This is a genomic window from Rhodopseudomonas sp. RCAM05734 (assembly GCF_052658035.1).
This window is the reverse complement of the sequence record NZ_CP199742.1, coordinates 4,345,527-4,370,059: the sequence shown is the minus strand read 5'-3', so window position 1 is coordinate 4,370,059 and position 24,533 is coordinate 4,345,527. Positions and strand designations below refer to the sequence as shown.

The 24,533-nt window shown below is 64.0% G+C and carries 21 protein-coding genes and 2 pseudogenes; 10 read left to right on the top strand and 13 right to left on the bottom strand.

Annotated elements, in window-relative coordinates:
- Positions 1-29: 29 nt before the first annotated feature.
- The 3 genes and pseudogenes from gyrA to ACUXVA_RS20635 all read right to left on the bottom strand — a co-directional run bounded on the left by gyrA (position 30) and on the right by ACUXVA_RS20635 (position 4,161).
- Positions 30-2,793: pseudogene (gene gyrA / locus ACUXVA_RS20645) on the bottom strand (DNA gyrase subunit A).
- Positions 2,794-2,975: 182 nt separating this feature from the next.
- Entirely contained in the window at positions 2,976-3,380 is a 405-nt protein-coding gene (locus ACUXVA_RS20640) for a DUF2306 domain-containing protein (RefSeq protein ID WP_265078644.1), read from the bottom strand.
- Positions 3,381-3,648: 268 nt separating this feature from the next.
- On the bottom strand, positions 3,649-4,161 hold the full coding sequence (locus ACUXVA_RS20635) for a single-stranded DNA-binding protein (protein WP_445487815.1): 513 nt from the start codon (positions 4,159-4,161) through the stop codon (positions 3,649-3,651).
- 441 nt (positions 4,162-4,602) lie between these two features.
- Between ACUXVA_RS20635 and ACUXVA_RS20630 the strand changes: the two genes are divergently transcribed.
- Both ACUXVA_RS20630 and uvrA read left to right on the top strand, forming a co-directional pair.
- Entirely contained in the window at positions 4,603-5,349 is a 747-nt protein-coding gene (locus tag ACUXVA_RS20630; RefSeq protein ID WP_445487813.1) for an outer membrane protein, read from the top strand.
- Between the two features lie 262 nt (positions 5,350-5,611).
- Positions 5,612-8,593 (top strand): excinuclease ABC subunit UvrA, encoded by a 2,982-nt coding sequence (uvrA, locus tag ACUXVA_RS20625; RefSeq protein WP_445487811.1) that lies wholly within the window; start codon positions 5,612-5,614, stop codon positions 8,591-8,593.
- Between the two features lie 18 nt (positions 8,594-8,611).
- Here the strand turns inward: uvrA and ACUXVA_RS20620 are convergent, their stop codons facing one another.
- Complete coding sequence (locus ACUXVA_RS20620) at positions 8,612-9,604, bottom strand: IS481 family transposase (RefSeq protein WP_265078738.1); 993 nt, start codon at positions 9,602-9,604, stop codon at positions 8,612-8,614.
- Between the two features lie 57 nt (positions 9,605-9,661).
- Between ACUXVA_RS20620 and ACUXVA_RS20615 the strand changes: the two are divergent.
- Positions 9,662-10,351 (top strand): annotated as a pseudogene (locus ACUXVA_RS20615) (potassium channel family protein); the annotation flags it as partial.
- 4 nt (positions 10,352-10,355) lie between these two features.
- On the opposite strand, the gene ACUXVA_RS20610 reads toward ACUXVA_RS20615, so the two are convergent.
- A complete protein-coding gene (locus ACUXVA_RS20610) occupies positions 10,356-10,493 on the bottom strand; it encodes a hypothetical protein (protein ID WP_265078647.1) in 138 nt (45 codons plus the stop codon).
- Between the two features lie 158 nt (positions 10,494-10,651).
- Here ACUXVA_RS20610 and ACUXVA_RS20605 point away from each other — a divergent pair, with 158 nt between their 5' ends.
- Together ACUXVA_RS20605 and ACUXVA_RS20600 are read left to right on the top strand one after the other, a co-directional pair.
- Complete coding sequence (locus ACUXVA_RS20605; protein ID WP_265078648.1) at positions 10,652-11,176, top strand: DUF3828 domain-containing protein; 525 nt, start codon at positions 10,652-10,654, stop codon at positions 11,174-11,176.
- An 8-nt stretch (positions 11,177-11,184) separates the two neighbouring features.
- On the top strand, positions 11,185-11,457 hold the full coding sequence (locus ACUXVA_RS20600) for a GNAT family N-acetyltransferase (RefSeq protein ID WP_265078649.1): 273 nt from the start codon (positions 11,185-11,187) through the stop codon (positions 11,455-11,457).
- Between the two features lie 126 nt (positions 11,458-11,583).
- Here the strand turns inward: ACUXVA_RS20600 and ACUXVA_RS20595 are convergent, their stop codons facing one another.
- The 3 genes from ACUXVA_RS20595 to ACUXVA_RS20585 form a co-directional block, all read right to left on the bottom strand.
- Complete coding sequence (locus ACUXVA_RS20595) at positions 11,584-12,375, bottom strand: fumarylacetoacetate hydrolase family protein (protein ID WP_445487808.1); 792 nt, start codon at positions 12,373-12,375, stop codon at positions 11,584-11,586.
- Between the two features lie 40 nt (positions 12,376-12,415).
- On the bottom strand, positions 12,416-13,177 hold the full coding sequence (locus ACUXVA_RS20590) for a molybdate ABC transporter substrate-binding protein (protein WP_265078651.1): 762 nt from the start codon (positions 13,175-13,177) through the stop codon (positions 12,416-12,418).
- A 143-nt stretch (positions 13,178-13,320) separates the two neighbouring features.
- Positions 13,321-13,713 carry a DUF3597 domain-containing protein gene (locus ACUXVA_RS20585; RefSeq protein ID WP_445487805.1) on the bottom strand — a complete coding sequence of 131 codons (393 nt, stop codon included), beginning with the start codon at positions 13,711-13,713 and terminating at the stop codon, positions 13,321-13,323.
- A 390-nt stretch (positions 13,714-14,103) separates the two neighbouring features.
- Between ACUXVA_RS20585 and ACUXVA_RS20580 the strand changes: the two genes are divergently transcribed.
- Positions 14,104-15,009, top strand: coding sequence for a DUF2189 domain-containing protein (locus tag ACUXVA_RS20580; RefSeq protein ID WP_265078652.1), 906 nt, complete (start codon positions 14,104-14,106; stop codon positions 15,007-15,009).
- Positions 15,010-15,195: 186 nt separating this feature from the next.
- Entirely contained in the window at positions 15,196-16,014 is an 819-nt protein-coding gene (locus ACUXVA_RS20575; RefSeq protein ID WP_265078653.1) for a lytic murein transglycosylase, read from the top strand.
- Between the two features lie 56 nt (positions 16,015-16,070).
- Here the strand turns inward: ACUXVA_RS20575 and ACUXVA_RS20570 are convergent, their stop codons facing one another.
- On the bottom strand, positions 16,071-16,331 hold the full coding sequence (locus ACUXVA_RS20570) for a hypothetical protein (RefSeq protein WP_445487803.1): 261 nt from the start codon (positions 16,329-16,331) through the stop codon (positions 16,071-16,073).
- Positions 16,332-17,305: 974 nt separating this feature from the next.
- Between ACUXVA_RS20570 and ACUXVA_RS20565 the strand changes: the two genes are divergently transcribed.
- From ACUXVA_RS20565 to ACUXVA_RS20555, 3 genes are all read left to right on the top strand, one after another.
- Complete coding sequence (locus tag ACUXVA_RS20565; protein WP_265078655.1) at positions 17,306-17,458, top strand: DUF1127 domain-containing protein; 153 nt, start codon at positions 17,306-17,308, stop codon at positions 17,456-17,458.
- Positions 17,459-17,612: 154 nt separating this feature from the next.
- Positions 17,613-19,049 carry a methylenetetrahydrofolate--tRNA-(uracil(54)-C(5))-methyltransferase (FADH(2)-oxidizing) TrmFO gene (gene trmFO / locus ACUXVA_RS20560; protein WP_265078656.1) on the top strand — a complete coding sequence of 479 codons (1,437 nt, stop codon included), beginning with the start codon at positions 17,613-17,615 and terminating at the stop codon, positions 19,047-19,049.
- A gap of 31 nt (positions 19,050-19,080) precedes the next feature.
- Positions 19,081-20,178: a serine/threonine protein kinase gene (locus tag ACUXVA_RS20555; RefSeq protein ID WP_265078657.1), complete on the top strand. Its 1,098-nt coding sequence runs from the start codon at positions 19,081-19,083 to the stop codon at positions 20,176-20,178.
- A 432-nt stretch (positions 20,179-20,610) separates the two neighbouring features.
- Here the strand turns inward: ACUXVA_RS20555 and ACUXVA_RS20550 are convergent, their stop codons facing one another.
- The 4 genes from ACUXVA_RS20550 to secD are packed head-to-tail and all read right to left on the bottom strand — an operon-like array spanning position 20,611 to position 24,479.
- Positions 20,611-21,465: a phytoene/squalene synthase family protein gene (locus ACUXVA_RS20550; RefSeq protein ID WP_445487800.1), complete on the bottom strand. Its 855-nt coding sequence runs from the start codon at positions 21,463-21,465 to the stop codon at positions 20,611-20,613.
- Entirely contained in the window at positions 21,462-21,845 is a 384-nt protein-coding gene (locus tag ACUXVA_RS20545) for an Mth938-like domain-containing protein (protein WP_265078659.1), read from the bottom strand. Before ACUXVA_RS20545 ends, ACUXVA_RS20550 begins: the two co-directional genes overlap by 4 nt.
- A gap of 2 nt (positions 21,846-21,847) precedes the next feature.
- Entirely contained in the window at positions 21,848-22,861 is a 1,014-nt protein-coding gene (gene secF, locus ACUXVA_RS20540) for a protein translocase subunit SecF (RefSeq protein WP_265078660.1), read from the bottom strand.
- A gap of 16 nt (positions 22,862-22,877) precedes the next feature.
- Positions 22,878-24,479 (bottom strand): protein translocase subunit SecD, encoded by a 1,602-nt coding sequence (secD, locus tag ACUXVA_RS20535; protein WP_265078661.1) that lies wholly within the window; start codon positions 24,477-24,479, stop codon positions 22,878-22,880.
- Between the last annotated feature and the right edge of the window lie 54 nt (positions 24,480-24,533).

Sequence of the window (24,533 nt, the reverse complement as noted above, 5' to 3'; positions counted from 1 at the left end):
GATTCCAGCGAGCTTTTAAGTCCGGTCACTCACTCGTCGACGACCGGTGCCGTACCGTTGCCTTCCGGCTCCTCACCAGTTTCCCCGATCCGCTCAACCGACACCACATGCTCGTCCTCGGCCGTGTCGAACACGGTCACGCCCTGGGTCGAACGGCCGGCAATGCGGATGCCGCCCACCGGACAGCGGATCGGCTGCCCCTTGTCGGTCACCAGCATGATCTGGTCGTCGTCCTCCACCGGGAACGAGGCGACCAGCCGGCCGTTACGGCCGTTGACCGACATGGCGACGATGCCCTTGCCGCCGCGACCGGTGGTCCGGTACTCGAACGATGAGGTCCGCTTGCCGTAGCCGTTCTCGCTGATGGTCAGCACGAACTGCTCGGAGGCCGACATCTCCACATAGCGTTGCTCGCCGAGTTCGATCGCCGCGGTCGCCTCTTCCGTCTCGGCGGCGGCCGCCTCGTCCTCGACCAGACCGCGTTCCTCGACGCCGCCACGGCGCACCGCATTGGCGCGCCGCAGATAGGCCGCACGCTCCTCGGAATTCGCATCCATGTGGCGCAGGATGGTGAGCGAGATCAGCTTGTCCTTGTCGCCGAGCGTGATGCCGCGCACGCCCATGGAGCTGCGACCCTGGAACACGCGCACGTCGGAGACAGGGAAACGGATGCACTGGCCGCCCGCGGCCGTCAGCAGCACGTCGTCATGCTCGGTGCAGATCTGCACATCGACGATGGCTTCGCCCTCGTCGAGCTTCATGGCGATGATGCCGGACCGGCGCACGTCGACAAAGTCCGACAACTTGTTGCGCCGGACGCCGCCGCCGGTGGTGGCGAACATGACGTCGAGGGTTTCCCAGGTCGCCTCGTCCTCGGGCAGCGGCATGATGGTGGTGATGCGCTCGCCCTGCTCCAGCGGCAGGATGTTGATCAGCGCCTTGCCGCGGCCGTTCGGCGGCGCGATCGGCAGCCGCCAGACCTTTTCCTTGTAGACCTGGCCGCGCGACGAGAAGAACAGCACCGGCGTATGGGTCGAGGCGACGAACAGCCGGCTGACGAAATCCTCGTCCCGCGTCGCCATGCCGGAGCGACCCTTGCCGCCGCGGCGCTGCGCGCGGTAGGTCGACAGCGGCACCCGCTTGACGTAGCCGGCATGGGACACGGTCACCACCATGTCCTCGCGCTGGATCAGGTCCTCATCCTCGACCTCGCCCTCGTGCTCCATGATCACGGTCTTGCGCGGGGTGGCGAATTCGGACTTCACCGCCGACAACTCGTCCTTGATGATGCTCTGCACGCGGGCGCGCGAACGCAGGATCTCGAGATAGTCGGCGATCTCCACCGCGAGCTTTTCCAGCTCGTCGGAAATTTCCTCGCGGCCGAGGGCCGTCAGGCGCGCCAGGCGCAGATCGAGGATCGCCTTGGCCTGCTCGAACGACAGCCGCGCCGTGCCGTCCTCGGCAAGCGTGTGGCGGGGATCGTCGATCAGCATGATCATCGTGGCCACGTCCTTGGCCGGCCAGTCGCGCGACATCAGGATATCGCGCGCCGTCGCCGGATCGGGCGAGGTGCGGATCACGCGAATAACCTCGTCGATATTGGCCACCGCGATGGCCAGGCCGACCAGGATATGGGCGCGATCGCGCGCCTTGTTGAGCAGGAACTTGGTGCGCCGGGTGACGACCTGTTCGCGGAACGCGATGAACAGCGTCAGCAGGTCCTTCAGGTTCATCACCTGCGGCCGGCCGGCGTCGAGCGCCACCACGTTGGCGCTGAAATTGGTCTGCAGCGGGGTGAACTTGTAGAGCTGGTTCAGCACCACCTCGGGCACCGCGTCGCGTTTCATCTCGATGACCACGCGAAAACCGTCGCGGTCGGATTCGTCGCGCAGGTCGGAGATGCCCTCGATCTTCTTCTCGCGCACCAGTTCGGCGATGCGCTCGACCATGGTGGCCTTGTTCACCTGGTAGGGAATTTCCGAGATGACGATCGCTTCGCGATCCTTGCGGATGGTGTCGATCGACACCTTGCCGCGCATCACGATGGAACCGCGGCCGGTCAGATAGGCCTGCCGGATGCCGGCGCGGCCGAGAATGATGCCGCCGGTCGGAAAGTCCGGCCCGGGGATGATCTTGATCAGGTCATCGATGGTGAGGCCGGGCTCGTCGATCAGCGCCGTGCAGGCGTCGATGACTTCGCCGAGATTGTGCGGCGGGATGTTGGTGGCCATGCCGACGGCGATGCCGCCGGCACCGTTGACCAGCAGGTTGGGGAATTTGGCAGGCAGCACCCGCGGTTCGCGGAACGAACCGTCGTAGTTATCCTGATAATCGACGGTGTCCTTGTCGATGTCGTCGATCAGCAGCTGCGCGGATCTTGGTCAGGCGCGATTCCGTATATCGCATGGCGGCCGCAGCATCGCCGTCCACCGAACCGAAATTGCCCTGGCCGTCGATCAGCGGCACGCGCATGGAGAAGTCCTGCGCCATGCGGACCATGGCGTCATAGACCGACTGGTCGCCATGCGGATGATACTTACCGATGACGTCGCCGACGGTGCGAGCCGACTTGCGGTACGGCTTGTTCCATTCGAAGCCGTTCTCGTACATGGCGAACAGGATGCGACGATGCACGGGCTTGAGGCCGTCGCGCGCATCGGGCAACGCGCGCGCCACGATCACGCTCATGGCGTAATCGAGGTACGAGCGTTTCATCTCATCGAGAATCGAAACGGGACGAATATCCGAGGGGGCCGGCGGCTCCCCGGGCTTGTTGTCTTCAGTGTCGGACAATGATGATTTCCGGTCAGGTTTTGCTGGGAATCATATAGCGCATCGCGCGCCCGCAAGCCACCCCTGCCCGTCCCCGGCCAGCGGATTTTATCTCCGGTTTTCCAATCACTTAAGGGAGGCTATCGGGCCTTGCAGCGGGTCCCGCGATCGGCCATGCCGCGACGGGCGAATCCGCGCCGGCGCTATGGTCCGAACATCGCCGTATGCATGATCCGGCCCGGGACCAGCGTGAACAGGCCGGCGATGACCAGGGCGCCGGTGAAGATCGAGATCATGATGATGGAGTGCGCCCTGACCTGGTGCTGCCGGGCGCGGACCACCGCCAGCACCAGCATCAACGGGGCAAAAATCGAAAGCAGGTGGATCGGACTCCAGCTCCGCCACAGGCGGAAACTGTGGCCATGGATCCAGAACGAGCTGATCGCCACGGTGGCCATCAGCGCCACCCAGACCCAGCCCAACGTGCGATGCGGCAGCGTGCCCTTGGGCGCGACGAGCTGGACCACCCCGAGCACGAACGCGGCCATCGCCGCCAGTGCGTGCAGCGGGATGGGCGTGGCAGCATCGAGCAACGGCTGGAGCGACATGACAGGCACCTGAACGGGCTCGAACGAATGTAAACATCTTTTACATCAATCTTTCCATTGTCAAGTTCATCGCATGTAGGCCGCTGCCGAGGTGCAGTCGGCGGGCTCGCGGCGCGGCGGCGCACTCTGGGACTGAGCGCATCCGTGAACCGTGAGAGTGCTGAGACGGCACGACTCCGGATTATCATCCGGGATTGTCATCCCGCTTAAAAAAAACGCCGGCGTCCGAGGACGCCGGCGTGCCGGAAGATGCTCTAAGACGCGCGCCTCAGAACGGAATGTCGTCATCCATGTCGCTGCTGCGGCCGCCCCCCGACGAGGCGGCCACTGCGGCACGGCGCGGCGGAGCGCTCGACGGGCTGCTCGCGCCGAAGTCGCCGCCCATGTCGCCGCCGTAGCTGTCGCCACCGCCGGCCCCCGCACCGCCGCCCTTGCCGTCCAGCATGGTCAGCGTCGAATTGAAGCCCTGCAGCACGATCTCGGTGGAGTACTTCTCTACGCCCTGCGGATCGGTCCACTTGCGGGTCTGCAGCGCGCCTTCGATGTAAACCTTGGCGCCCTTCTTGAGATATTGCTCAGCCACCTTGGCGAGGCCCTCGCTGAAGATCACCACGCGATGCCACTCGGTCTTTTCCTTGCGCTCGCCGGTCGCCTTGTCGCGCCAGGTGTCGGAGGTCGCAACGGTGAGGTTCACGACCGGATTGCCGTTCTGCATCCGCCGAACCTCGGGATCCTTGCCGAGATTACCGACCAAAATCACCTTGTTCACGCTTCCCGCCATCGCCGTTCTCCTGCACTCGAAACTCAAATTGCTGATTGGATATCCGCCGGACCGTCAGGCCCCCGCGCGATCGCCATTTTTCCGACCCTATACGGTCCGGGCTTCGTCAGGCCGCCGATCACGACTTATCCACGGGATCATCAGTAGCATGTTCCATTTTTGTTCTCAAGACTGCCGGCGTCCGAGCCCGGACGGCGGCCTCGTCCGCTGCGCTGTGGCCTGCAGCGCACAACCGCTCGGTTGCTGCCGCGGGCGGGCGGTAAATCAATACTTTCGTAAACAGAACAATAATTTACGGTGCTTCGCAGATCGCAGACGACTGTTGCTTTTGGGTGACGGACTTTTTTTGCAACCTCGCGTATATTTACGGCATGGAATCGGCAGCGACAGCGCTGCACCTGGCCGCTTCGGTTGGAAGCGCATGTACTGAGGGGAAATTCGATGAAAAAGTTTTTGCTCGCTTCGGCAGCTCTCGCCACCCTGGGGATGGCCACGTCCGCTTCCGCCGCTGATCTCGCCGCCCGCCCCTACACCAAGGCGCCGCCGATGATGGTCGCGATGTATGACTGGTCGGGCTTCTATATCGGCGCCAACGCCGGTTACGGCACCAGCCGCAAGTGCTGGGACTCGCTCGGCAGCCTCGCTGCACCGACCCTTGCGGTTTCGGAAGGTTGCCATGACGCATCCGGCGCTGTCGCCGGTGGCCAGATCGGCTACCGCTGGCAGTCGAGCGCCTGGGTGTTCGGTCTGGAAGCGCAGGGCGACTGGGCTGACCTCTCCGGCTCCAACGTCAGCACCGCTTTCCCGGCCTTCACCAACCGTTCGAAGATCCAGGCTCTCGGCCTGTTCACCGGTCAGGTCGGCTACGCCTGGAACAACGCCCTGCTCTACGTGAAGGGCGGCGCCGGCGTTGCTTCCGACAAGTACAACTACTTCCTCAACGGCGCGACCGTGAACACCGGCACCGCTTCGGAAACCCGCTGGGGCGGCACGGTTGGCGTGGGCCTCGAATACGGCTTCACCCCGAACTGGTCGGTCGGCGTCGAATACGACCATATCTTCCTCGGTTCGCGCAACGTGACCTTCACCTCGCCGGCGACCACCTCGGATCGCATCGGTCAGGACGTCGATATGGTCACCGCCCGCATCAACTACCGCTGGGGTGGTCCGGTCGTCGCCAAGTACTGAGCTTCGCAGGCCTTCAAGGCCTTCTGATCTGGAAAAGGCCGGCTGAAAAGCCGGCCTTTTTTATGTGGCCCTTCATCACCATCTGCACGACTGCGCGCCCCCCAGGCGGCCGTGCAACAAATCGTTGATGAAGCGCCGGCGGCACTGGAAATCCGCCATCGTTCTTCCTATGTTCTGAAATCAATCAATTGGCGTTCGATCCCGGTCCGCCGGCGATGCGCGCCCGAATGCGGCGCGTCTCGCGCGTCTGGGAATGTCTGTCATGGATGAAGTCATCAAGGCGAAGCGCCAGACCGGTGCCAACCTGCGCTCGATCACCATTCGCGGCGCCCGCGAGCACAATCTCAAGAACGTCGACCTGGAGATCCCGCGCGACAAGCTGGTGGTATTCACCGGCCTGTCGGGCTCCGGCAAGTCGTCGCTCGCCTTCGACACCATCTATGCCGAGGGCCAGCGCCGCTACGTCGAATCGCTGTCGGCCTATGCCCGCCAGTTCCTGGAGATGATGCAGAAGCCGGACGTCGACCAGATCGACGGCCTGTCGCCGGCCATCTCCATCGAGCAGAAGACCACCTCGAAGAACCCGCGCTCCACGGTCGGCACCGTCACCGAGATCTACGACTACATGCGCCTGCTGTGGGCCCGCGTCGGCGTGCCCTACTCGCCGGCCACCGGCCTGCCGATCGAAAGCCAGACCGTCTCCATGATGGTCGATCGCGTGCTGGCGCTGCCGGAAGGCACGCGCCTCTATCTGCTGGCGCCGGTGGTGCGCGGCCGCAAGGGCGAATACCGCAAGGAGATGGCGGAATACCTCAAGAAGGGCTTCCAGCGCGTCAAGATCGACGGCGCCTTCCACGAACTCGCCGAAGCGCCGGTGCTCGACAAAAAATTCCCGCACGACATCGACGTGGTGGTCGACCGCATCGTTGTGCGGCCGGACATCGGCCAGCGCCTGGCCGAAAGTTTTGAGACCGCGCTAAAACTCGCCGAAGGCCTCGCGGTCATCGAATACGCCGACGTTCCCGCGGCGCCGGCCGCGCCCCCCGCGGCTGAGAAGAAAGCCGACAAGAAGGTTGCAAAAATCCACGACAAGACCGGCGCCGAACGCATCCTGTTCTCGGAAAAATTCGCCTGCCCGGTGTCCGGCTTCACCATTCCGGAAGTCGAGCCGCGGCTGTTCTCGTTCAACAATCCCTATGGCGCCTGCCCGAAATGCGGCGGCCTCGGCATCGAGCAGACCATCGACGCCGAACTGGTGATCCCCGACAAGGAACTGACCTTGCGAAAAGGCGCAATCGCGCCTTGGGCCAAGTCGTCGTCGCCCTATTACATCCAGACGCTCACCGCGCTCGGCAAATTCTACAAGTTCACCCTGGATACCAAGTGGAAGGACCTGCCGAAGAAGACGCAGAACGCCCTCCTCCATGGCTCCGGCGATGACGAGATAAAATTCTCCTACGAGGACGGCGTGCGCGCCTACGACACCAAGAAGCCGTTCGAGGGCGTGGTCACCAATATCGACCGCCGCTTCCGCGAGACCGAGAGCGAGTGGGCGCGCGAGGAGCTCGGCAAGTATTTTTCCGACGTGCCCTGCGATGCCTGCCTCGGCTATCGCCTGAAGCCGGAAGCGCTGTCGGTCAAGATCGGCGGCAAGCATATCGGCGAGGTCTCCGAGATGTCGGTACGATCAGCCGGCGAATGGTTCAAGACCGTGCCGACCATGCTGAACACCCAGCAGAACGAGATCGCCGTCCGCATCCTCAAGGAGATCCGCGAGCGGCTGTCGTTCCTGCTCGACGTCGGCCTCAACTATCTCACTTTGGCGCGCGCCTCCGGCACATTGTCGGGCGGCGAGAGCCAGCGCATCCGGCTGGCGTCGCAGATCGGCTCCGGCCTCACCGGCGTGCTCTATGTGCTGGACGAGCCGTCCATCGGCCTGCACCAACGCGACAACGCCCGGCTGCTCGACACGCTGCGGCGGCTGCGCGACCTCGGCAATACCGTGATCGTGGTCGAGCATGACGAGGATGCGGTGCTGGCGGCGGACTACGTGGTCGACGTCGGCCCCGGCGCCGGCACCCATGGCGGCCACATAGTCGCCCAGGGCACGCCCGCGCAGGTGATGGCCAATCCGAAATCGCTGACCGGCAAATATCTCACCGGCGAACTGTCGGTGCCGGTGCCCGAGCGCCGGCCGCCGAACCATCGCCGTACCATCAAGGTGATCAACGCCCGCGGCAACAATCTCAAGAACGTCTCGGCGGAAATCCCGCTCGGCCTGTTCACCGCGGTGACCGGCGTGTCCGGCGGCGGCAAGTCGACGCTGCTGATCGACACTTTGTACAAGGCGATCGCGCGCAAACTCAACAATGCCAGCGAGGGCGCGGCCCCGCACGACCGCATCGAGGGCCTCGAGCATATCGACAAGATCATCGACATCGACCAGTCGCCGATCGGCCGCACGCCGCGCTCCAATCCAGCGACCTATACCGGCGCCTTCACGCCGATCCGCGAATGGTTCGCCGGCCTGCCGGAATCCAAGGCGCGCGGCTACGAGCCCGGCCGGTTCTCGTTCAACGTCAAGGGCGGCCGCTGCGAGGCCTGCCAGGGCGACGGTGTCATCAAGATCGAGATGCACTTCCTGCCGGACGTCTACGTCACCTGCGACACCTGCAAGGGCAAGCGCTACAACCGCGAAACCCTGGAAGTGCTGTTCAAGAACAAGTCGATCGCCGACGTGCTCGACATGACCGTGGAAGAAGCCGCCGACTTCTTCAAGGCGGTGCCGCGCGTCCGCGAGACATTCAAGACATTGCAGCGCGTCGGCCTCGACTACATTCATGTCGGCCAGCAGGCCACGACTTTGTCCGGCGGCGAGGCGCAGCGCGTCAAGCTGGCCAAGGAGCTGTCCAAGCGCGCCACCGGCCGCACGCTGTACATCCTGGATGAGCCGACCACCGGCCTGCACTTCCACGACGTCGCAAAACTGCTGGAAGTGCTGCACGAGCTGGTGTCGCAGGGCAACACGGTGGTGGTGATCGAGCACAATCTCGAAGTCATCAAGACCGCAGACTGGGTCATCGACCTCGGCCCCGAAGGCGGCGACGGCGGCGGCGAAATTGTCGCCTGGGGCCCGCCCGAAGACATCGTCAAGGCGCCACGGAGCTACACCGGCAAGTTCCTGAAGCCGGTGCTGGAGAAGGCCGGCAAGCCTAAGAAGCGGAAGGTCGAGGCGGCGGAGTGAGACCTAATGGCTTAGATCCTAGATGTTTAGTCCCGGACTTTGATGGGTCGGATCAACATTGAATCTGGTGGGCTCTTTTGTCCAGATCTTACAAACGTACTCGTAGGGTGTGAGGCCCTGCAGGGTCTTTAGCCGACGCGCGAAGTTGTAGGCGTCGATGAAGTCGCCGAGGTGGCGACGGAGTTGGTCGTGGGTCTCGTAGTGGAAGCGCTTGACGGTCGCTTCCTTGATAGTCCGGTTCATCCGTTCGACCTGGCCATTGGTCCAGGGGTGCTTGGGCTTGGTGAGGCGATGATCGATGTCGGCCTGGGCGCAAGCCAACTCAAAGCCATGGGCCCAGACCGGCTCGCCACGCTCGAGGGCCAGCTTGATCTCAGGGACCGCTGAGCCACCGGCACCGGGCGTGGTGAAGTGCGTGCCATTGTCGGTCAGCACGGTGTGGATCTTGTAGGGCACGGCCGCGATCAGGTGGCGCAGGAAGTCGCCGGCGATGCGCCGAGTGGCTTTCTCGTGCAACTCGACGAAGGCGAACTTTGAGGTCCGGTCGATCCCCACGAACAGATAGAGCTTGCCCTGCTCGGTGCGGACCTCGGCGATGTCGATGTGAAAGTAGCCGATCGGATAGGTCTTGAACTTACGCCGATCTGGCTTGTCGCCCTCGACTTCAGGCAATCGCGAGATGTCGTGGCGCTGCAGGCAGCGATGCAGTGACGAGCGCGTCAGATGCGGGATGGTTGGTTGCAGGGCATACAAGCAGTCATCGAGCGGCAGCAGCGTGTGCCGCCGGAAGGCGACAATAAGCGCCTCTTCCTCGACCGTCAGAACCGTCGACTTCGGGTCTTTCGGCCCGGTTCGTAGATCTTCGACCGAGGCCCGCGCCTTCCACTTGGCGACGGTCTTGGGATTGATCCCATGCCGCCTGGCCAAGACCCTCAGGCTCTCTTGACTATGTTGTATCGCTCGACGGACCGCCGCTGTCGTTGTGGCGCTCCCGTGGTGAACCTGTCCCATAGCGCATCCTTCCAACCGTCGGAGAATAATGCACCATCAAATGCTGGGACCAAACATCTAGCGTTCGATATCGTCACGGTGCTGTTCATCATCGCCACGTCGTTCCTGCCATCGAGCGACCTGTTCGAGGCGCTGGACGTCATGTTTGGCGTGCTGATCCTGGCCGATTTCGCGGCGCGCCTGTTTATCAGCCCGCATCGGCTGCGCGAATTCACGCGGATGGCGACCTGGGCCGACATCGTGGCGATCATTTCGTTTCTGGCGCCGTTTGCCGGCGAGGCCGCCGGGTTCCTGCGCATTCTGCGGACGCTGCGGCTGCTGCGCGATTATCAGATGGTCGAACGGCTGCGCGCCGACAGTGTTTTCTTCCGGCGCAACGAGGAGGTCATCGGCGCCGTGACCAACCTCGCGGTCTTCATTTTCGTGATGACAGCGGTGGTCTACGAGACGCAGAAATTCCACAACGAGCAAATCGCCAACTATGCAGATGCGCTGTATTTCACAGTCACCGCCCTGACAACGACCGGCTTTGGCGACATCACTCTGCCTGGCACGGTGGGCCGGTTGATCAGCGTCGTCATCATGATTTTCGGCGTCACGCTGTTTTTCAATCTCGCCCGTGCCCTGCTGAGTCCGAGCAAGGTACGCTTTCCCTGCCCCGACTGCGGCCTGCAGCGCCACGACAGCGACGCAGTGCACTGCAAGGCCTGCGGCACGGTGCTGAACATTCCCGACGAGGGATCCTAACCTGTCACCGCAGCCCCGTGCCCTTGCAGCGCTGGCAGGTCACCACCTTGTCGCCCTTCTTGAGCAGGCCCTTGCCTTCGCAGTTCTTGCATTTCTGCTTCTTCTTGGTGTTGGGGCCTTTTTGATTGGGCGCGTTCGACATCGTAAAATTCCAATGGATGTTGTGGGCGCGCCCGGTCGGGGCGCGCCGTGAGACGGATGCGCAATACTGAAAATGCTGCGCCGCTATGCATCCTCTTAGCATTAACCGGCCGCCAGTTCCGGTTTATAAGCGTCACACCTGACCGTTTGGAGGATTTGATGCTCGCCCGCCGTGCCTTTGTGGTCGCAGCACTTGCTTTGCTCGCCACGCCCTCAGCCCATGCCGCGCCGGTCGCCAACGATCCGCTGGCGATCGTCAACGCCATCTATGCCCGGGTCACCGCCGGCAAGGGCGACGAAGGCGGCGGCTTCGTCACACTGGAAAAGCCGGCACGGGCCAAATACCTGTCGAAATCGCTGGCAGCGCTGTGGAACAAGGCGGAGGCGCGGACGCCCAAGGGTGAGGTCGGGCCGGTGGATTTCGATCCCGTCACCAATTCGCAAAATCCCGACGTCAAGTCCTTCACCGCGACAGCAGAGAAGCTCGACGCGGCCCTCGCCACCGTCGCCGTGGCGCTCACCAGCTCGAGCGCCCAGGAGCCGCGCAAGCACGCCGAAGACAACACCATCCGCTATGATTTCGTGCGCGACGGCGGGCACTGGAAGATCGACGACATCCGCGGCGCGGTCGACGGCGAAGCATGGTCGGTGCGCCAGTTGCTGACCGATTCTCTCAAGACCTGAAGGCAGACATGACCGACGTCACCGACAACAAGACCAGCCAGCGTTTCGAACTCGCCGTCGAGGGCTCGCTCGCCTTCGCCAATTATCGTCTGGCCGGCGACCGCGTGATCATCCACCACACCGAGACGCCGCCGGCCCTGCGCGGCCGCGGCATCGCCTCAGAGCTGGTCAAGGGCGCGCTGGAGCTGATCCGGGCCGACGGGCACAAGGTGGTCGCCGGGTGTTCATTCGTCGTGGACTATCTCGCGCAGCATCCGGAAGTGGCGGACCTGAAGGGCTGACGAGCGCTTCACGCTGTCATGCCCGGCCTTGTGCCGGGCATCCACGCTCTTCATCACCTCGTGGATGCCCGGGACACGCCCGGCCATGACGGAGCCTCGATGCAGGCGACGCGCTTGTCTCGGATCTCAGACGATCCTGATCGACATGTCCGGCAGCCCCTGCAGCTTGCACAGCAGCACGTCGCCCTTGACCACCGGGCCGACATTCTCCGGGGTGCCGGAATAGATGATGTCGCCGGCCTTCAGCTCGAACGCTTCCGACAGTTTGGCGATCTGCTCGGCGACGCTCCAGATCATCTTGTCCATGTCGGAATTCTGCCGCACCGTGCCGTTCACCGCCAGCGAGATGGCGCCCTTGGTGAAATGCCCGGTCTTGCTGACCGGATGGATCGGCCCGATCACCGCGGCATGGTCAAAACTCTTGCCGATCTCCCATGGCTTCTTCTCGGCCGCTTGGGCGTTCTGCAGATCGCGGCGGGTCATGTCGAGACCGACAGCATAGCCGTAGACGTGGTCCAGCGCCTTGTCGGCGGGAATGTTGGTGCCGCCGGATTTCAGCGCCGCGACCAGCTCGACCTCGTGGTGATAGTTCTTGGTGAGCGACGGATAGGGATGCTCGGCGACCTCGCCGATGCCGACATTCTGGATCGCGTCGGTGGGCTTCTGGAAGAAGAACGGCGGTTCGCGCGTGGGATCGGAGCCGCGCTCGATGGCGTGCGCCGCGTAGTTGCGGCCGATGCAGTAGATCCGGCGCACCGGAAACACCTCGCTCGCGCCGACGATGGGGATGGTGACGGCCGGCACGGCGAACAATGTCTTCGGCGCGGACTGCGCGCGCGCCGGCGCCGTCTGCGCGGCGGCGCCGGCGAGCGCCAGCGCGCCGGTGGTCAGAATCGTCCTGCGGTCGATGTTGTCCATGGCGTTCTCTCCAGTCTTTTGTTTTTGTTGCTCAGTGGTCTTACTTGCCCGGCGCCCGGTCGACCGCTTCCATGCCTTTGGTCGCCATCGCGGCGGCGCCGTCCCTGCCCTGCAGCAGATCGATCAGCGCTTGCCCCGCCGCAGCCTTTGCGGTGCCGGGTGCCAGCGCCGCGGAGTAGACCGTATAGTTCTGGATCTCCAGAGGCAAAGGACCGGCCAGCACGACGCCCTTCACCGGCAGCAATTCGCTGATCTGCTGCACCGCGATGTCGGCCTCACCTGAGACCACGCGCTCGGCGGAGTAGCCACCCTTCACCAGCACCGACTTCTTGCGCACGGCATCGCCGATGCCGAGCCTGTCGATCAGCCCGGCCACATAGATACCGCTGCTGCCGCCCGCGGCCGGATCGATATAGGCCACCGCCCGCGCCGCCAGCAGCGCCTGCTTGAAGCCCTCCACGGTGCCGATATCCGGCTTCGCAGCGCCCTCCTTCACCGCGACGCCGACACCGACGCGGGCGAGATCGACGCCGTCGCCGACCTTGCCGGATTTGCGCAGCTGCGCCAGCGCCGCGGGCGAGGCGAACAGGACGTCAAAGGTCTCGCCGGCCTCGACCCGCTTGACGAGGCCGCCGACCGTATCGGTCTCCCATTGCACGTCGTGCCCCATCGCCTGGAACTGCGGCAGCATGGCCAGCAGCACCTGTTTGAAGGCGCCGGCGGTCAACACCTTCAGCGTCTCGGCCTGCGCCGGCAACATCAGCCCCCAGGCCAGCGCGATCGCCAGCACGCCACGTCCCATGAATCCCATCCCGCGTCCTTTTCGTTCTGTGCATGGCACTGTCCGGCGAACACCCGGCATTGCCCAATATTCCCTTGTCGAGGCCGGCACAACAAAAGGCCCGCGCGAACGCGGGCCCTGGTCGTCGATCTAAACGCGATCGATCAGTGCTTGATGTCGGCCGGCAGCTTGCCGCCATTGGCGGCCAGCTTGGCCATCATCTGCTTGTGCAGCCAGATGTTCATGCTGGCGGAGTCGTTCATGTCGCCGGTGTAGCCGAGCTCCTTGGCAAGGTCCTTGCGCGCGGTCAGGCTGGAGTCGATGTCGAGCGCCTTCATCAGGTCGACGATCGAGGTCTTCCATTCCAGCTTCTCGCCTTTGGCGGCAACGGCCTTGTCCAGCAGGGCCGCGACGTCGACGGAGTCCATCGGCGCGACAGGTGCTGCGCCTGCGGCCGGGGGAGCGCCGGCGGCGGTGCCACCGGGCGTCGATGCGGGCGTGGCGGCAGTGGCGCTGCTGCCGAAAATCGCGCTCATGATCTTGCCGAAAATGCTCATGGTGATGCTCCCTGATGGGTAAATGTCTGGGTAAAAGAGATTGCGCCGCACTTGGTTCCGAGCGTGGTGACAACCGCTCGCCCGGACCTGCGTTTTAGCCGTCTGCCGCCGGCTTGCCAATACATCGCCGCGGTTGCGATGGTCGCAGTCGACCTGCCGGTTATCGCGGCGCTCCCGGCCGCTGTGCAACAATCGTCGCGCAGTCACTGAAGCGTGACGAGCGGCCCGCCATGATCGGCGGTACGCTCCTATGACAGTTCGCGGCAAGACCAGTTCTTTATGACAGTCTCATTGCACTCGCGTCTGGCTTGATCGTGATCGTTTTTCGCAAGCTGCTCCGCGCCATCATTTGGCGTGAAACAGGCGGCTGCGCCAAGGGAGACAACGACCATGGCCACACTCTACCCCGGCAATGTCACGCCATTCACCGCCAGCACCGCTGACGCCGCCACCGCCCCGCCCGCCATCCGAACCATCGGCCTCGCGGATCTGCGCGATGCCCTGCGCCTCGGCTGGGAGGACTTCAAGGCGGTGCCCAGTCATGCCGTGATGGTCTGCATCATCTATCCCTTCATCGGACTGGTGATCGCGCGCACCGTGCTCGGCTATTCGATCCTGCCGCTGCTGTTTCCGCTGGCGGCGGGCTTCGCGCTGATCGGACCGTTCGCCGCACTCGGCCTCTACGAACTCAGCCGCCGCCGCGAAACCGGCGAGGAACTGTCCGCCTGGCATGCCACCGAGGTGCTACGCTCGCCATCGTTCGGCGCCATGCTCGGGCTCGGTGCGCTGCTGTTCATCCTGTTCGCGGTGTGGATCGCCAGCGCGCAGGCCATCTACGTCGCAGCCTTCGGCTATACGCCGGCCGCCGAAATCAAGGGCTTCGCCTCGCAGGTACTGACAACCAAAGCCGGTTGGGGGCTGATCGTGGCGGGCTGCGGCGTCGGCTTCCTGTTCGCCGTGGTGGCGCTATGCGTCAGCGTGGTGTCGTTTCCGATGATGCTCGACCGTCATGCCGGTGTCATCGACGCCATGACAACATCGGTGCGTGCCGTCGCACAAAATCCCCTGCCCATGGCCGCCTGGGGCCTGATCGTCGCGGCCTTGCTGGTGCTGGGCTCGCTGCCGTTGTTTCTCGGCCTCGCCGTGGTGATCCCGCTGCTCGGCCACGCCACCTGGCATCTCTATCGCAAGGTGGTCGAGCGCAATCCGACGCCCCCCGTAGTGCCGCCGCGCAACAAGATCCGGCGCTCGGCCGCGGACTTCCCGGTGTCGCTGTTCAAGTGGCGGAATGACTAGGCTCTGAATCAAGGAGCGCTGAATCGCCAGAGATCGGCGCTCCCTAAACTTCTCCCACCAGGCGAAGCATTGTTTGGCTCGGCCGAGCGGGTGCGTCGCAAGAGAAGCCTTGCTTTGGCCGCTGTTCGCCCTGACATTTCGAAGCCGGTCATCTCCAGCCGGCTTCAATTCAGAGCGAGCGTTTGCATGTCTGTCCGCCCATTTGCCCGCGTGCTGCTGTTCAGTGCGCTGCTGCTGTCGACCGCTTCTCCGGCATTGGCGGCATCGGCCTGCGGCAGCGGCAGCTTCGACACCTGGCTGGCCGACGTCAGAACCGAAGCCGCCGCCAAGGGTATCTCGGCGGCTGCCATCGCCGCCGGCCTCAACGGCCTCACGCCCGACGCCAGCGTGCTGTCGCATGACCGCGGACAGCAGGTGTTCAGCCAGAGCTTCGAGCAATTCTCCGGCCGCATGGTGCCACCCCGCCTCACCCGCGGCAGTGACATGCTGAAGCGTTACGGTTCGATGCTGTCGCGCATCGAACAGCAGTACGGCGTGCCCGGCCCGGTGCTGGTGGCGATCTGGGGATTGGAGACCGACTTCGGCGTCAATATCGGCAAGTATCCCACCATCCGGTCGGTGGCGACGCTGGCCTATGACTGCCGGCGCGCCGCGCAGTTCCGTGCAGAGCTGATGGATGCGCTGCGCATCGTCGATCGCGGCGATCTGACGCCTGCCGAAATGCGCGGCGCCTGGGCCGGCGAGATCGGCCAGACCCAGTTCATGCCGTCGTCCTACATCAAATTCGCGGTGGACTTCGACGCCAACGGCAAGCGCGACCTGCTGCGCAGCGCCGCGGACGTTCTGGCCTCGACGGCCAACTATCTCGCCAGCTACGGATGGAAGCGCGGAGAAGGCTGGGAGCCAGGCAGCGCCAACTTCGCGGTCATCCAGCAATGGAACAAGAGCGAGGTCTACGCCAAGACCATCGCTTCTTTCGCGACCCAGCTGTCGCGGATGCCGTAATGCACGATTGAACGATGGGCCGCCGCAGGTACGCGTGCGGCCCCTCGCCCGGTTTGTTATTTCGTCATGCCGGCATGCATGGCGCTGCTGAGATGCCTGCTGCAGGGGCCCATCTTGCCATCGAGCATTGCCGTCTGCGCATCGGTAATTTCCTTGAAGGCGGCCCACTTGGCAGGACCATCAGCCCATCCCTCGACGGTGGTCTCCACCTTTCCGATGTTGGTACCGCTGCAACCTTCCATGCGCGCTGCCGACGCCGGCGCGATGGATAGCACCACTGCGGCCATTGCGGCCGCGCCCAGTAACTTTTTCATCATGTTACTTTTCCCTGTTGCGCAGAGCCGGCATCATTGCCGGAGTCTGCGAGCAAACTGATACGACTGATGCGCGACGGTGGAAAACGGTTGCCGATAAATTCCGTGTGAGCATCGCGTGATGCTGCATGAACTACACTTCGGACGACGGCATAGACATGTACAGACACAAGCTTACGAAACTGCAATGCGCGCGAGCACGCTTCGACCCGTCAGCGCTCGTTGATGATCGATGGGACGGGCATGATTGATCGGGCTTCGTGCACGCGCCTTGCGAACGGGCCTTCGGCGGGCGGTCTCGAACCGGCTGACCTTGACCGGCAGACCTCGCAGAATCTGCCATCGGTCCACACAACCGGCGGGCGAGCGGCCCGGATGCGCGAGGGTCGCGGGTCGAGTCAGGACATTGCCATCGCGAGAGCGAGAGCGAGAGCGAGAGCGAGAGCGAGAGAGAGAGAGAGAGAGAGAGAGAGAGAGAGAGAGAGAGAGAGAGAGACACATCGCCGACTCCCACCCGCGCGTCCAAGCCTCCAAGGCAATGGAACCGGTGGCCATTCAGAATCTCTTAAACGAAACTGAATCTTTGTTCATTTATAAACGTCCTATGCGAATCACGCATGACGGCTTCACGACAAATCTCGAAGAAACGTTCGCCCGGCGCGCCCCGAAGGGCCAATCGGTAGGCCGCCGCGCCGAGTCGGCCACTGACGGCGGCTTGGCGACAGCACACCCTTCAAATCCATGATTTAACTGCTTAATTAACTTGAATCGAGGGACCACTGGTGCCCGATTACGCAGGGTTGGCGCTGCAAAAGCGGCAGCGTGCGAACAGGTTAATCATTTCTTGCGCTAGCCATGCAATCGACGCCTAGCTGCACCGCAACATTTACGCTGCCGCAACGCGATATTGTCCTCTATATTCACTTCAACGGCGGGACACCTTCAAGAGATGAACCGCCAAACTCAGGAGAAATAAAATGTTGGTTTCTTTCATTCGCATGATCCAGGCGTTCCGTGACTATCAGCGCAACGTTGCCGAGCTGTCCCAGCTCTCCGACCGCGAGCTTTCCGATATCGGTCTCGACCGTTCGGACATTCCGCGTGTTGCCTCGGGCGCCTACAACGGTTGATCCCGTTGCTGATGCCTTCCGGATAGCGCCCGCGTCTTGCGGGCGTTGTCGTGTCGGGGCATCGCATGCCGGGCCGTTGATGCCACGGCAATGAGACGTGGGTTCCTCTTGAAGCGGATTCCACTTCGCGTGAAAACACGCTACATGCAGGCCCATGACAACAGGCCCCCACTCCCAAAATCACGTCCATATCATCGGTGCCGGTCTTGCCGGCTCGGAAGCCGCCTGGCAGGTCGCCAGCGCCGGTATTCCCGTGGTGCTGCACGAGATGCGCCCGCACCGCATGACCGAGGCCCACCTCACCCAGGGCCTCGCGGAGCTGGTTTGCTCCAACTCCTTCCGCTCTGACGACGCTGCCAACAATGCCGTCGGCCTGCTGCATGCCGAGATGCGCAAATTAGGCTCGCTGATCATGCGCTGCGCCGATGCCAACCAGGTGCCCGCCGGCGGCGCGCTGGCGGTCGACCGCGATGGGTTCTCCGACGCGGTTACCAAGGCTCTGGAAGCCCATCCCCTGATCACCATCGACCGCGCCGAAGTCGAGGGCCTGCCGCCTGCCGACTGGGGCAACGTCATCGTCGCCACCGGGCCGCTGACCTCGGCAGCGCTGGCGGACGCCATCCGCGGCATTACCGACGAGAAGGCGCTGGCCTTCTTCGACGCCATCGCGCCGATCGTGCATTTCGATTCCATCGACATGTCCAAGGCCTGGTTCCAGTCGCGCTACGACAAGGTCGGGCCCGGCGGCACCGGCGCCGACTACATCAACTGCCCCATGGACAAGGAGCAGTACGACAACTTCGTCGACATGCTGGTCACCGGCGAGAAGACCGACTTCAAGGAATGGGAGCTCAACACGCCCTATTTCGACGGCTGCCTGCCCATCGAAGTCATGGCCGAGCGCGGCAAGGAGACGCTGCGCCACGGCCCGATGAAGCCGGTCGGTCTCACCAATCCGCACGATCCGACCGTGAAGGCCTATGCCATCGTCCAGCTGCGCCAGGACAACAAGCTGGGCACGCTCTACAACATCGTGGGTTTCCAGACCAAGCTGAAGCACGGCGCCCAGACCCGCGTATTCCGTACCATCCCCGGCCTCGAGAATGCCGAGTTCGCCCGGCTCGGCGGCCTGCATCGCAACACCTTCCTGAACTCGCCCAAGCTGCTCGACCAGCAGTTGCGGCTGCGCGCGCAACCTCGGCTGCGCTTCGCCGGCCAGATGACCGGCTGCGAAGGCTATGTGGAATCCGCAAGCGTCGGCCTGATGGCCGGGCTCTATACCGCTGCCGAAGTCAAGGGCGAGACGCTGGCGCCGCCGCCGATCACCACGGCGCTGGGCTCGCTGCTCGGCCACATCACCGGCGGTCATATCGAGACCATCGATTCCGGCCCGCGCTCGTTCCAGCCGATGAACATCAACTTCGGCCTGTTCCCGCCGCTGGCCACCCCGCCGACCAAGAAGCCCGACGGCTCGCGACTGCGCGGCAACGAAAAGACCGTCGCCAAGAAGCAGGCGCTGAGCGCCCGCGCGCTGGCCGACATGGATGCATGGATCGCCGCCAGCCTGCCGGCCATCCCGGCGGCGGCGTGACAGCAGTCGATTTGAATTCCAGGACCATGTCATGAGTTTGCCGCAACAGGACGCAGCATTGCTGTCCGCGCAATGGACCGAAGGCGTGCTGCTCAAGCGCGACGTATTCTCCACCGTGGAGCGCGGCCGCTTTCGCACGGCCACCGGCGAAGTCGACGCCGTGCTGCGCCGCCTCGACCAGGTGCCCTGGTGGTCCTATGTGGTGGCGCGCCACCTGTTTACGCGCGAGCGTCGCGCGCTGACCCTGGCGCGCGAGCTGCACGTCGGGCCGGAATTGCTGTGGGCCGGCGATCAGGCGCTGGTACGCGGTTTCATCGACGGCGTTGCGCTGCAGATGGCCAAGCCAGTCGGCGACATCAACTACTTCAAGTCAGCCAAACTGGCTTTGCGAAAACTGCATCGCATGGGCGTCTGCCACAACGATCTCGCCAAGGAGCAGAACTGGCTGCGCGGCACCGACGGCCTCGCTTACGTCACCGACTTCCAGCTCGCGGTCTGCTTCAAGTCGCGCAGCCGGCTGTTCCGCATCGCCGCCTATGAGGACCTGCGCCATCTGCTGAAGCACAAGCGCACCTACGCGCCGGAAGCGCTGACGCCGAAGGAGCGCAGCATCCTCGCCAAGAAATCCGCTTTCGCGCGGATCTGGCTGATGACCGGCAAGAAAGTCTACCGCGCCATCACCCGCGGCATCTTCAATTTCACCGATCGCGAGGGCGGCGGCCGCCGTCTCGTCAATGACGCGCCGCCGCTGCTGGCCATCATCAAGAGCAATCCCGCGGTGCGCGACGCGTCCATCGTCGCCTTCGCCGACCGCCGCACCGGCGTTGGCCTCTACGCCTTCGTCGAGGCCGACGACGTCGCGCTGGAAACAAAGCTGCAGGCCGCCATGGCCGCGGCGAAGGGTGCAAAGCCGCCGGAACACATTCAGGTCATCCCGTCCCTGCCCCGCGACGCCAAAGGCAACATCCGCAACGAGATCCTGCAACTGGTGGCGATGAACCAGCTCGATCTGATCGAGCCCATGATGACCAGCGACACCGACCGCGTGTTCCTGAAAGGCATTCTCGAGTCGCGAAAGAATCTGCGCGACCGCTTCAATTTTGAATCGCCGGAGCACGGCACGCCGTAGGTACGCTACTTGCTCCCCACACACTCGCCGTCATCCTGAGGAGCGCGCTCTTGCGCGCCTCGAAGGATGCGCCGCTAACTCTGTCGCCCGCTTCCGCATCCTTCGAGGCTCGCCCTGCGGGCGAGCGCCTCAGGATGACGGCAGTGGAGTTTGCGAGAACCTAAGAAAACATCTTGCTCCGCGAGCCAAGTCGAAAATATCAGCACCGGGATTCTGCAGCTGGTGGCGATGAGCCAGCTCGACTTGATCGAACCAATGATGACCAGCGACACCGACCGCGTGCTATCCCACGCGGATGTCATCGCCCGCGAAAGCGGGCGACCCAGTAAACGCTGGCTGCGGTGATAGAACGGAGAAGCCGCCATATACTGGATCCTCCGCTTTCGCGGAGGATGACATGAGAGCGTGCAGCGACCTGGCGGCCACCTTGCTTTACGAAAACATCTTGCTCCGCGACGCCCGCCAAAGCGTCCACAAAATCCGCAGCCGCGACGGCACATAAACCGCGAACGGATCGGTATCGGCCATCGCCATGCGGTCGAGATCGCGTGCCACCAGCGCCAGCGGCAGGAAGGCGCGCCGCGCCTCGGCCGGCACCTGTGGCAGCAGCGACTGCGCGGTGGCCAGTTGCGCGCGCGCGCCTTCAATCAACTGGTCGAGCGCGGCGCGGATCGCAGGCGTCGGCTTGCCCAGAAACACTTCCGCGGCGCTGCTGCCGTGCAGCGTCAGAATATCCAGCGGCAGGAACAACTGCCCGCGCGCGCTGTCGTAGGGCAGCAGCGCGATCACCTGGGCCACGCCCTGCGCCAACCCGCCATGATCGGCGACCTGATCGGCAGCCTCCGACGGCGCTCCAAGAATTCTTGCTGCCAGCGACAACAGCGTCGATGACGTATCGGCAAAATGGCTTTCCAGCACCGTGAGATCCGGCATCGGGTCGTGATAGAGATCGAAGATGTGCGTATCGATCAGTTTCGCCAGCCGGTCGGCCGGCAACTGATGTTGGCCAATGGCCCATAGCAGTTCGGCGGCAACCGGATTGCTGGAGACATCGCCGTGGCCGGCCCCCGCCAGCATGTCGGTCCACCATTGCAGCCGGATCTCGCCGGGCAGCGGCTGGCTGACCTGCTCGCGCACCCGCACGATCTCGACCTTGAAGGCATACAGCGCCAGCAGCGCGCGGCGCTTGTCGGCCGGCACGAACAGCGTCGAGGCATAGCGCGCAAAATCGTGGCTGCGCACCAAATCCGCGGTGAACGCCGCGTTCTGGTCGGAGACTTCGCTCATGGTACCGCGATCAAGGCCGCCGAGACGCGCCGCCGTTCGCCGATCATGATGTTCCAGGTGCGCACCGCCGGCCCCGTCTGCATGGCGTCGATCACCACGTGGCGGGCGCGCAGCGCCTCGCGCAGGTCCTTCGGCACGATCCACACGTCATTGCCGGTGCCGATGATCAGCGTGTCGATCACGGGCGCATTCTCGAAGATGCGCGCCAGCGAGGCCCGGTCGATGTCGCCGGCTGATGTCACCGGCCAGGCCCAGATCGCATCCGGCAGGCACAGCAGCGACCCCGTGTGCGACATCGTGTCGAACACGAAGCCGCCCTTGCCATAGGCCTCGATGGCGGCGGCGCGTGGAAGGTGCGGTGCGTCCGGAGGCACCGGCATGCTCAGCCCTTCTTCGGCTTGTTCGGCTTGTCCGGCGCGGTGTCGCGATTTTCGCCGACGCCGAGATAGATCAGGATCGGGGCCGCGATGAAGATCGAGGTGTAGGTGCCGACCAGCACCACGCCGAACATCATCACCGCCGTGAAGGAGTGGATGGCGTTACCGCCGAACAACAGCAGCGCCAGCAGCGCCAGCGTCACCGTGACGTGGGTTATGATCGAGCGCGACAGCGTCGAATTAATCGACTCGTTGAGCAGCTCCGGCATCGGCATCTTCTTGTAGCGCCGCAGGATCTCGCGAATACGATCGTAGATGACCACCGTATCGTTCAGCGAATAGCCCAGGATCGTCAGCAGTGCCGCGATACTGGTGAGATCGAACTCGACCTGCGAGATCGACATGAAGCCGATGGTCAGCACGATGTCGTGGACGTTGGCGATCATGGCGCCCAGTGCGAACTGCCATTCGAACCTGAACCAGAGGTAGACCAGGATCGCGAAGATCGCGACCATCAGGCCGAGCATGCCATAGGCCAGCAGCTCGCTGGACACGCGCGGCCCCACCACTTCGACGCGGCGGTATTCGACGGCGTCGCCGAGCGCGCCGCGGACCTTTTCCACGGCGCCCTGCTGGGCGGCATCGCCGCCGGGCTGCTGCGCGACGCGGATCAGCACGTCGGCGGGGCCGCCGAACTGCTGCAGCTGCACCTCGCCGAGGCCCAGCCCGCCCAGGGTCTTGCGCATCGCGGAGATATCGGCGGTGCCGGACTTGGCGCGCACTTCAAGCAGCGTGCCGCCCTTGAAGTCGATGCCGAAGTTCAGCCCGTGGGTGAAGAACAGCGTGATCGCGAGAATCGACAGCAACGCCGAGATCGGAAAGCTGATGCGGCGAAACCGCGTGAAGTCGAACTTGGTATCGTCAGGAACAATACGCAAGGAGGGCAGCCAGCCGAAGGCGCTGACGATGCTCAGGACAATGATCAGGGCCAACAGCCCGAAGAGAACGATGTGTGTCACAGCCAGCTCCGCAATCTCAAATCGGCACGCTGGTCGGCCGCTTCCAGCGCACCCAGGCCGCAACGATGAGGCGGGTGACGGTGAAGGCGGTGAAGACCGTGGTGACGATGCCGATGCCGAGCGTCACGGCGAAGCCGCGCACCGGACCAGTCCCGATATAGAACAGCACCGCAGCGGCGATGAAGGTGGTGATGTTGGAATCCAGGATGGTCGACAGCGCGCGCTTGAAACCGGCATCGATAGCCGAGATCGCGGTACGGCCGCCGCGGATTTCCTCGCGGATGCGCTCATAGATCAGCACGTTGGAGTCCACCGCAATGCCGACGGTGAGCACGATGCCGGCGATGCCGGGCAACGTCAGCGTGGCGTTGAGCAGCGACAGGATGCCGAAGATCATGGCGACGTTGATCGCCACCGCGATGTTGGCGAACAGGCCGAACAGCCGGTAGGTCAGCAGCATGAAGATGATGACCAGAATCGAGCCGACATAGGCGGCGAGCTCGCCCTTGGCGATCGAGTCGGCGCCGAGGCCGGGGCCAACGGTCCGCTGTTCGATGATGGTCAGGGGCGCCGGCAGCGCGCCGGCGCGCAGCAGGATCGCCAGATCGTTGGCGGCCTGCACGGTGAAGCTGCCGGAAATCTGGCCCGAACCGCCGGTGATCGGCTCGCGGATGACCGGAGCCGAGATCACCTTGTTGTCGAGCACGATGGCGAAGGGCTGGCCGACATTGGCGAGGGTGGCCTCGGAGAACTTGCGGGCGCCGGAGGTGTTGAACCTGAAGCTGACGATCGGTTCGTTGGTGCGCTGGTCAAAGCCGGGCTGCGCATCGATCAGATCCGAGCCGGGCACCAGCACCTGCTTCTTGATGACGTAAGGCGCGTTCGGCGGTTCGGCGCCGAGCAGGACTTCGGAGTCCGGCGGCACGCGGCCCTGCTGGGCCTGATCGGCCGGCACCGACGAGTCGACCATCCGGAAGTCCATCTTGGCGGTCTTGCCGATGATATCGATCAGCCGCTGCGGATTCTGTTCGCCGGGAGCCTGGATCAGGATGCGATCGGCGCCCTGGCGCTGGATCACCGGTTCCACGGTGCCGAGTTCGTTGACGCGCTTCTCGACGATCTGGATCGACTGCTCGACGGTCTGGCGCACGCGGTCGGCAATGGCCGCGGGCGGCACAGTCAGGCGGATCAGCCCGCCGCCGGCGTCGGCCACTTCAAGGCTGCGCTGGCCGTTGGAACCGAGCAATCCGCCGAGCGGCTGCGACAGCTCGCGCAGCTTGGTCAGCGCGGTCGGCACATCGGTGTCCTTGCCGATACGGACCTCGACGCTGTCATTGCGCGCGCTGAGGCCGGTATAGGCGATCTTGGCATCGCGCAGGGTGCGGCGGACGTCGTCGCGGACCTGCTCGAGCTTGTCCTTCTTGATCGAGTTGGCATCCACCTCGAACAGCAGATGGGCGCCGCCCTGCAGATCGAGGCCCAGCACCAGATGGCGCTGCGCCCATTTGGGCCAGGTCTTGACGGTGGCTTCGGGGAAGAAGTTCGGAACCGCGCACAGGCAGACCACCAGCGCTGTCAGAATGATCGCCAGCGCCTTCCACCGCGTGAAATACAACATCGAGTTAACCCGTCAGATCCTGAAATGGCGACGCGAAGACGCGGCCGGAGCCGC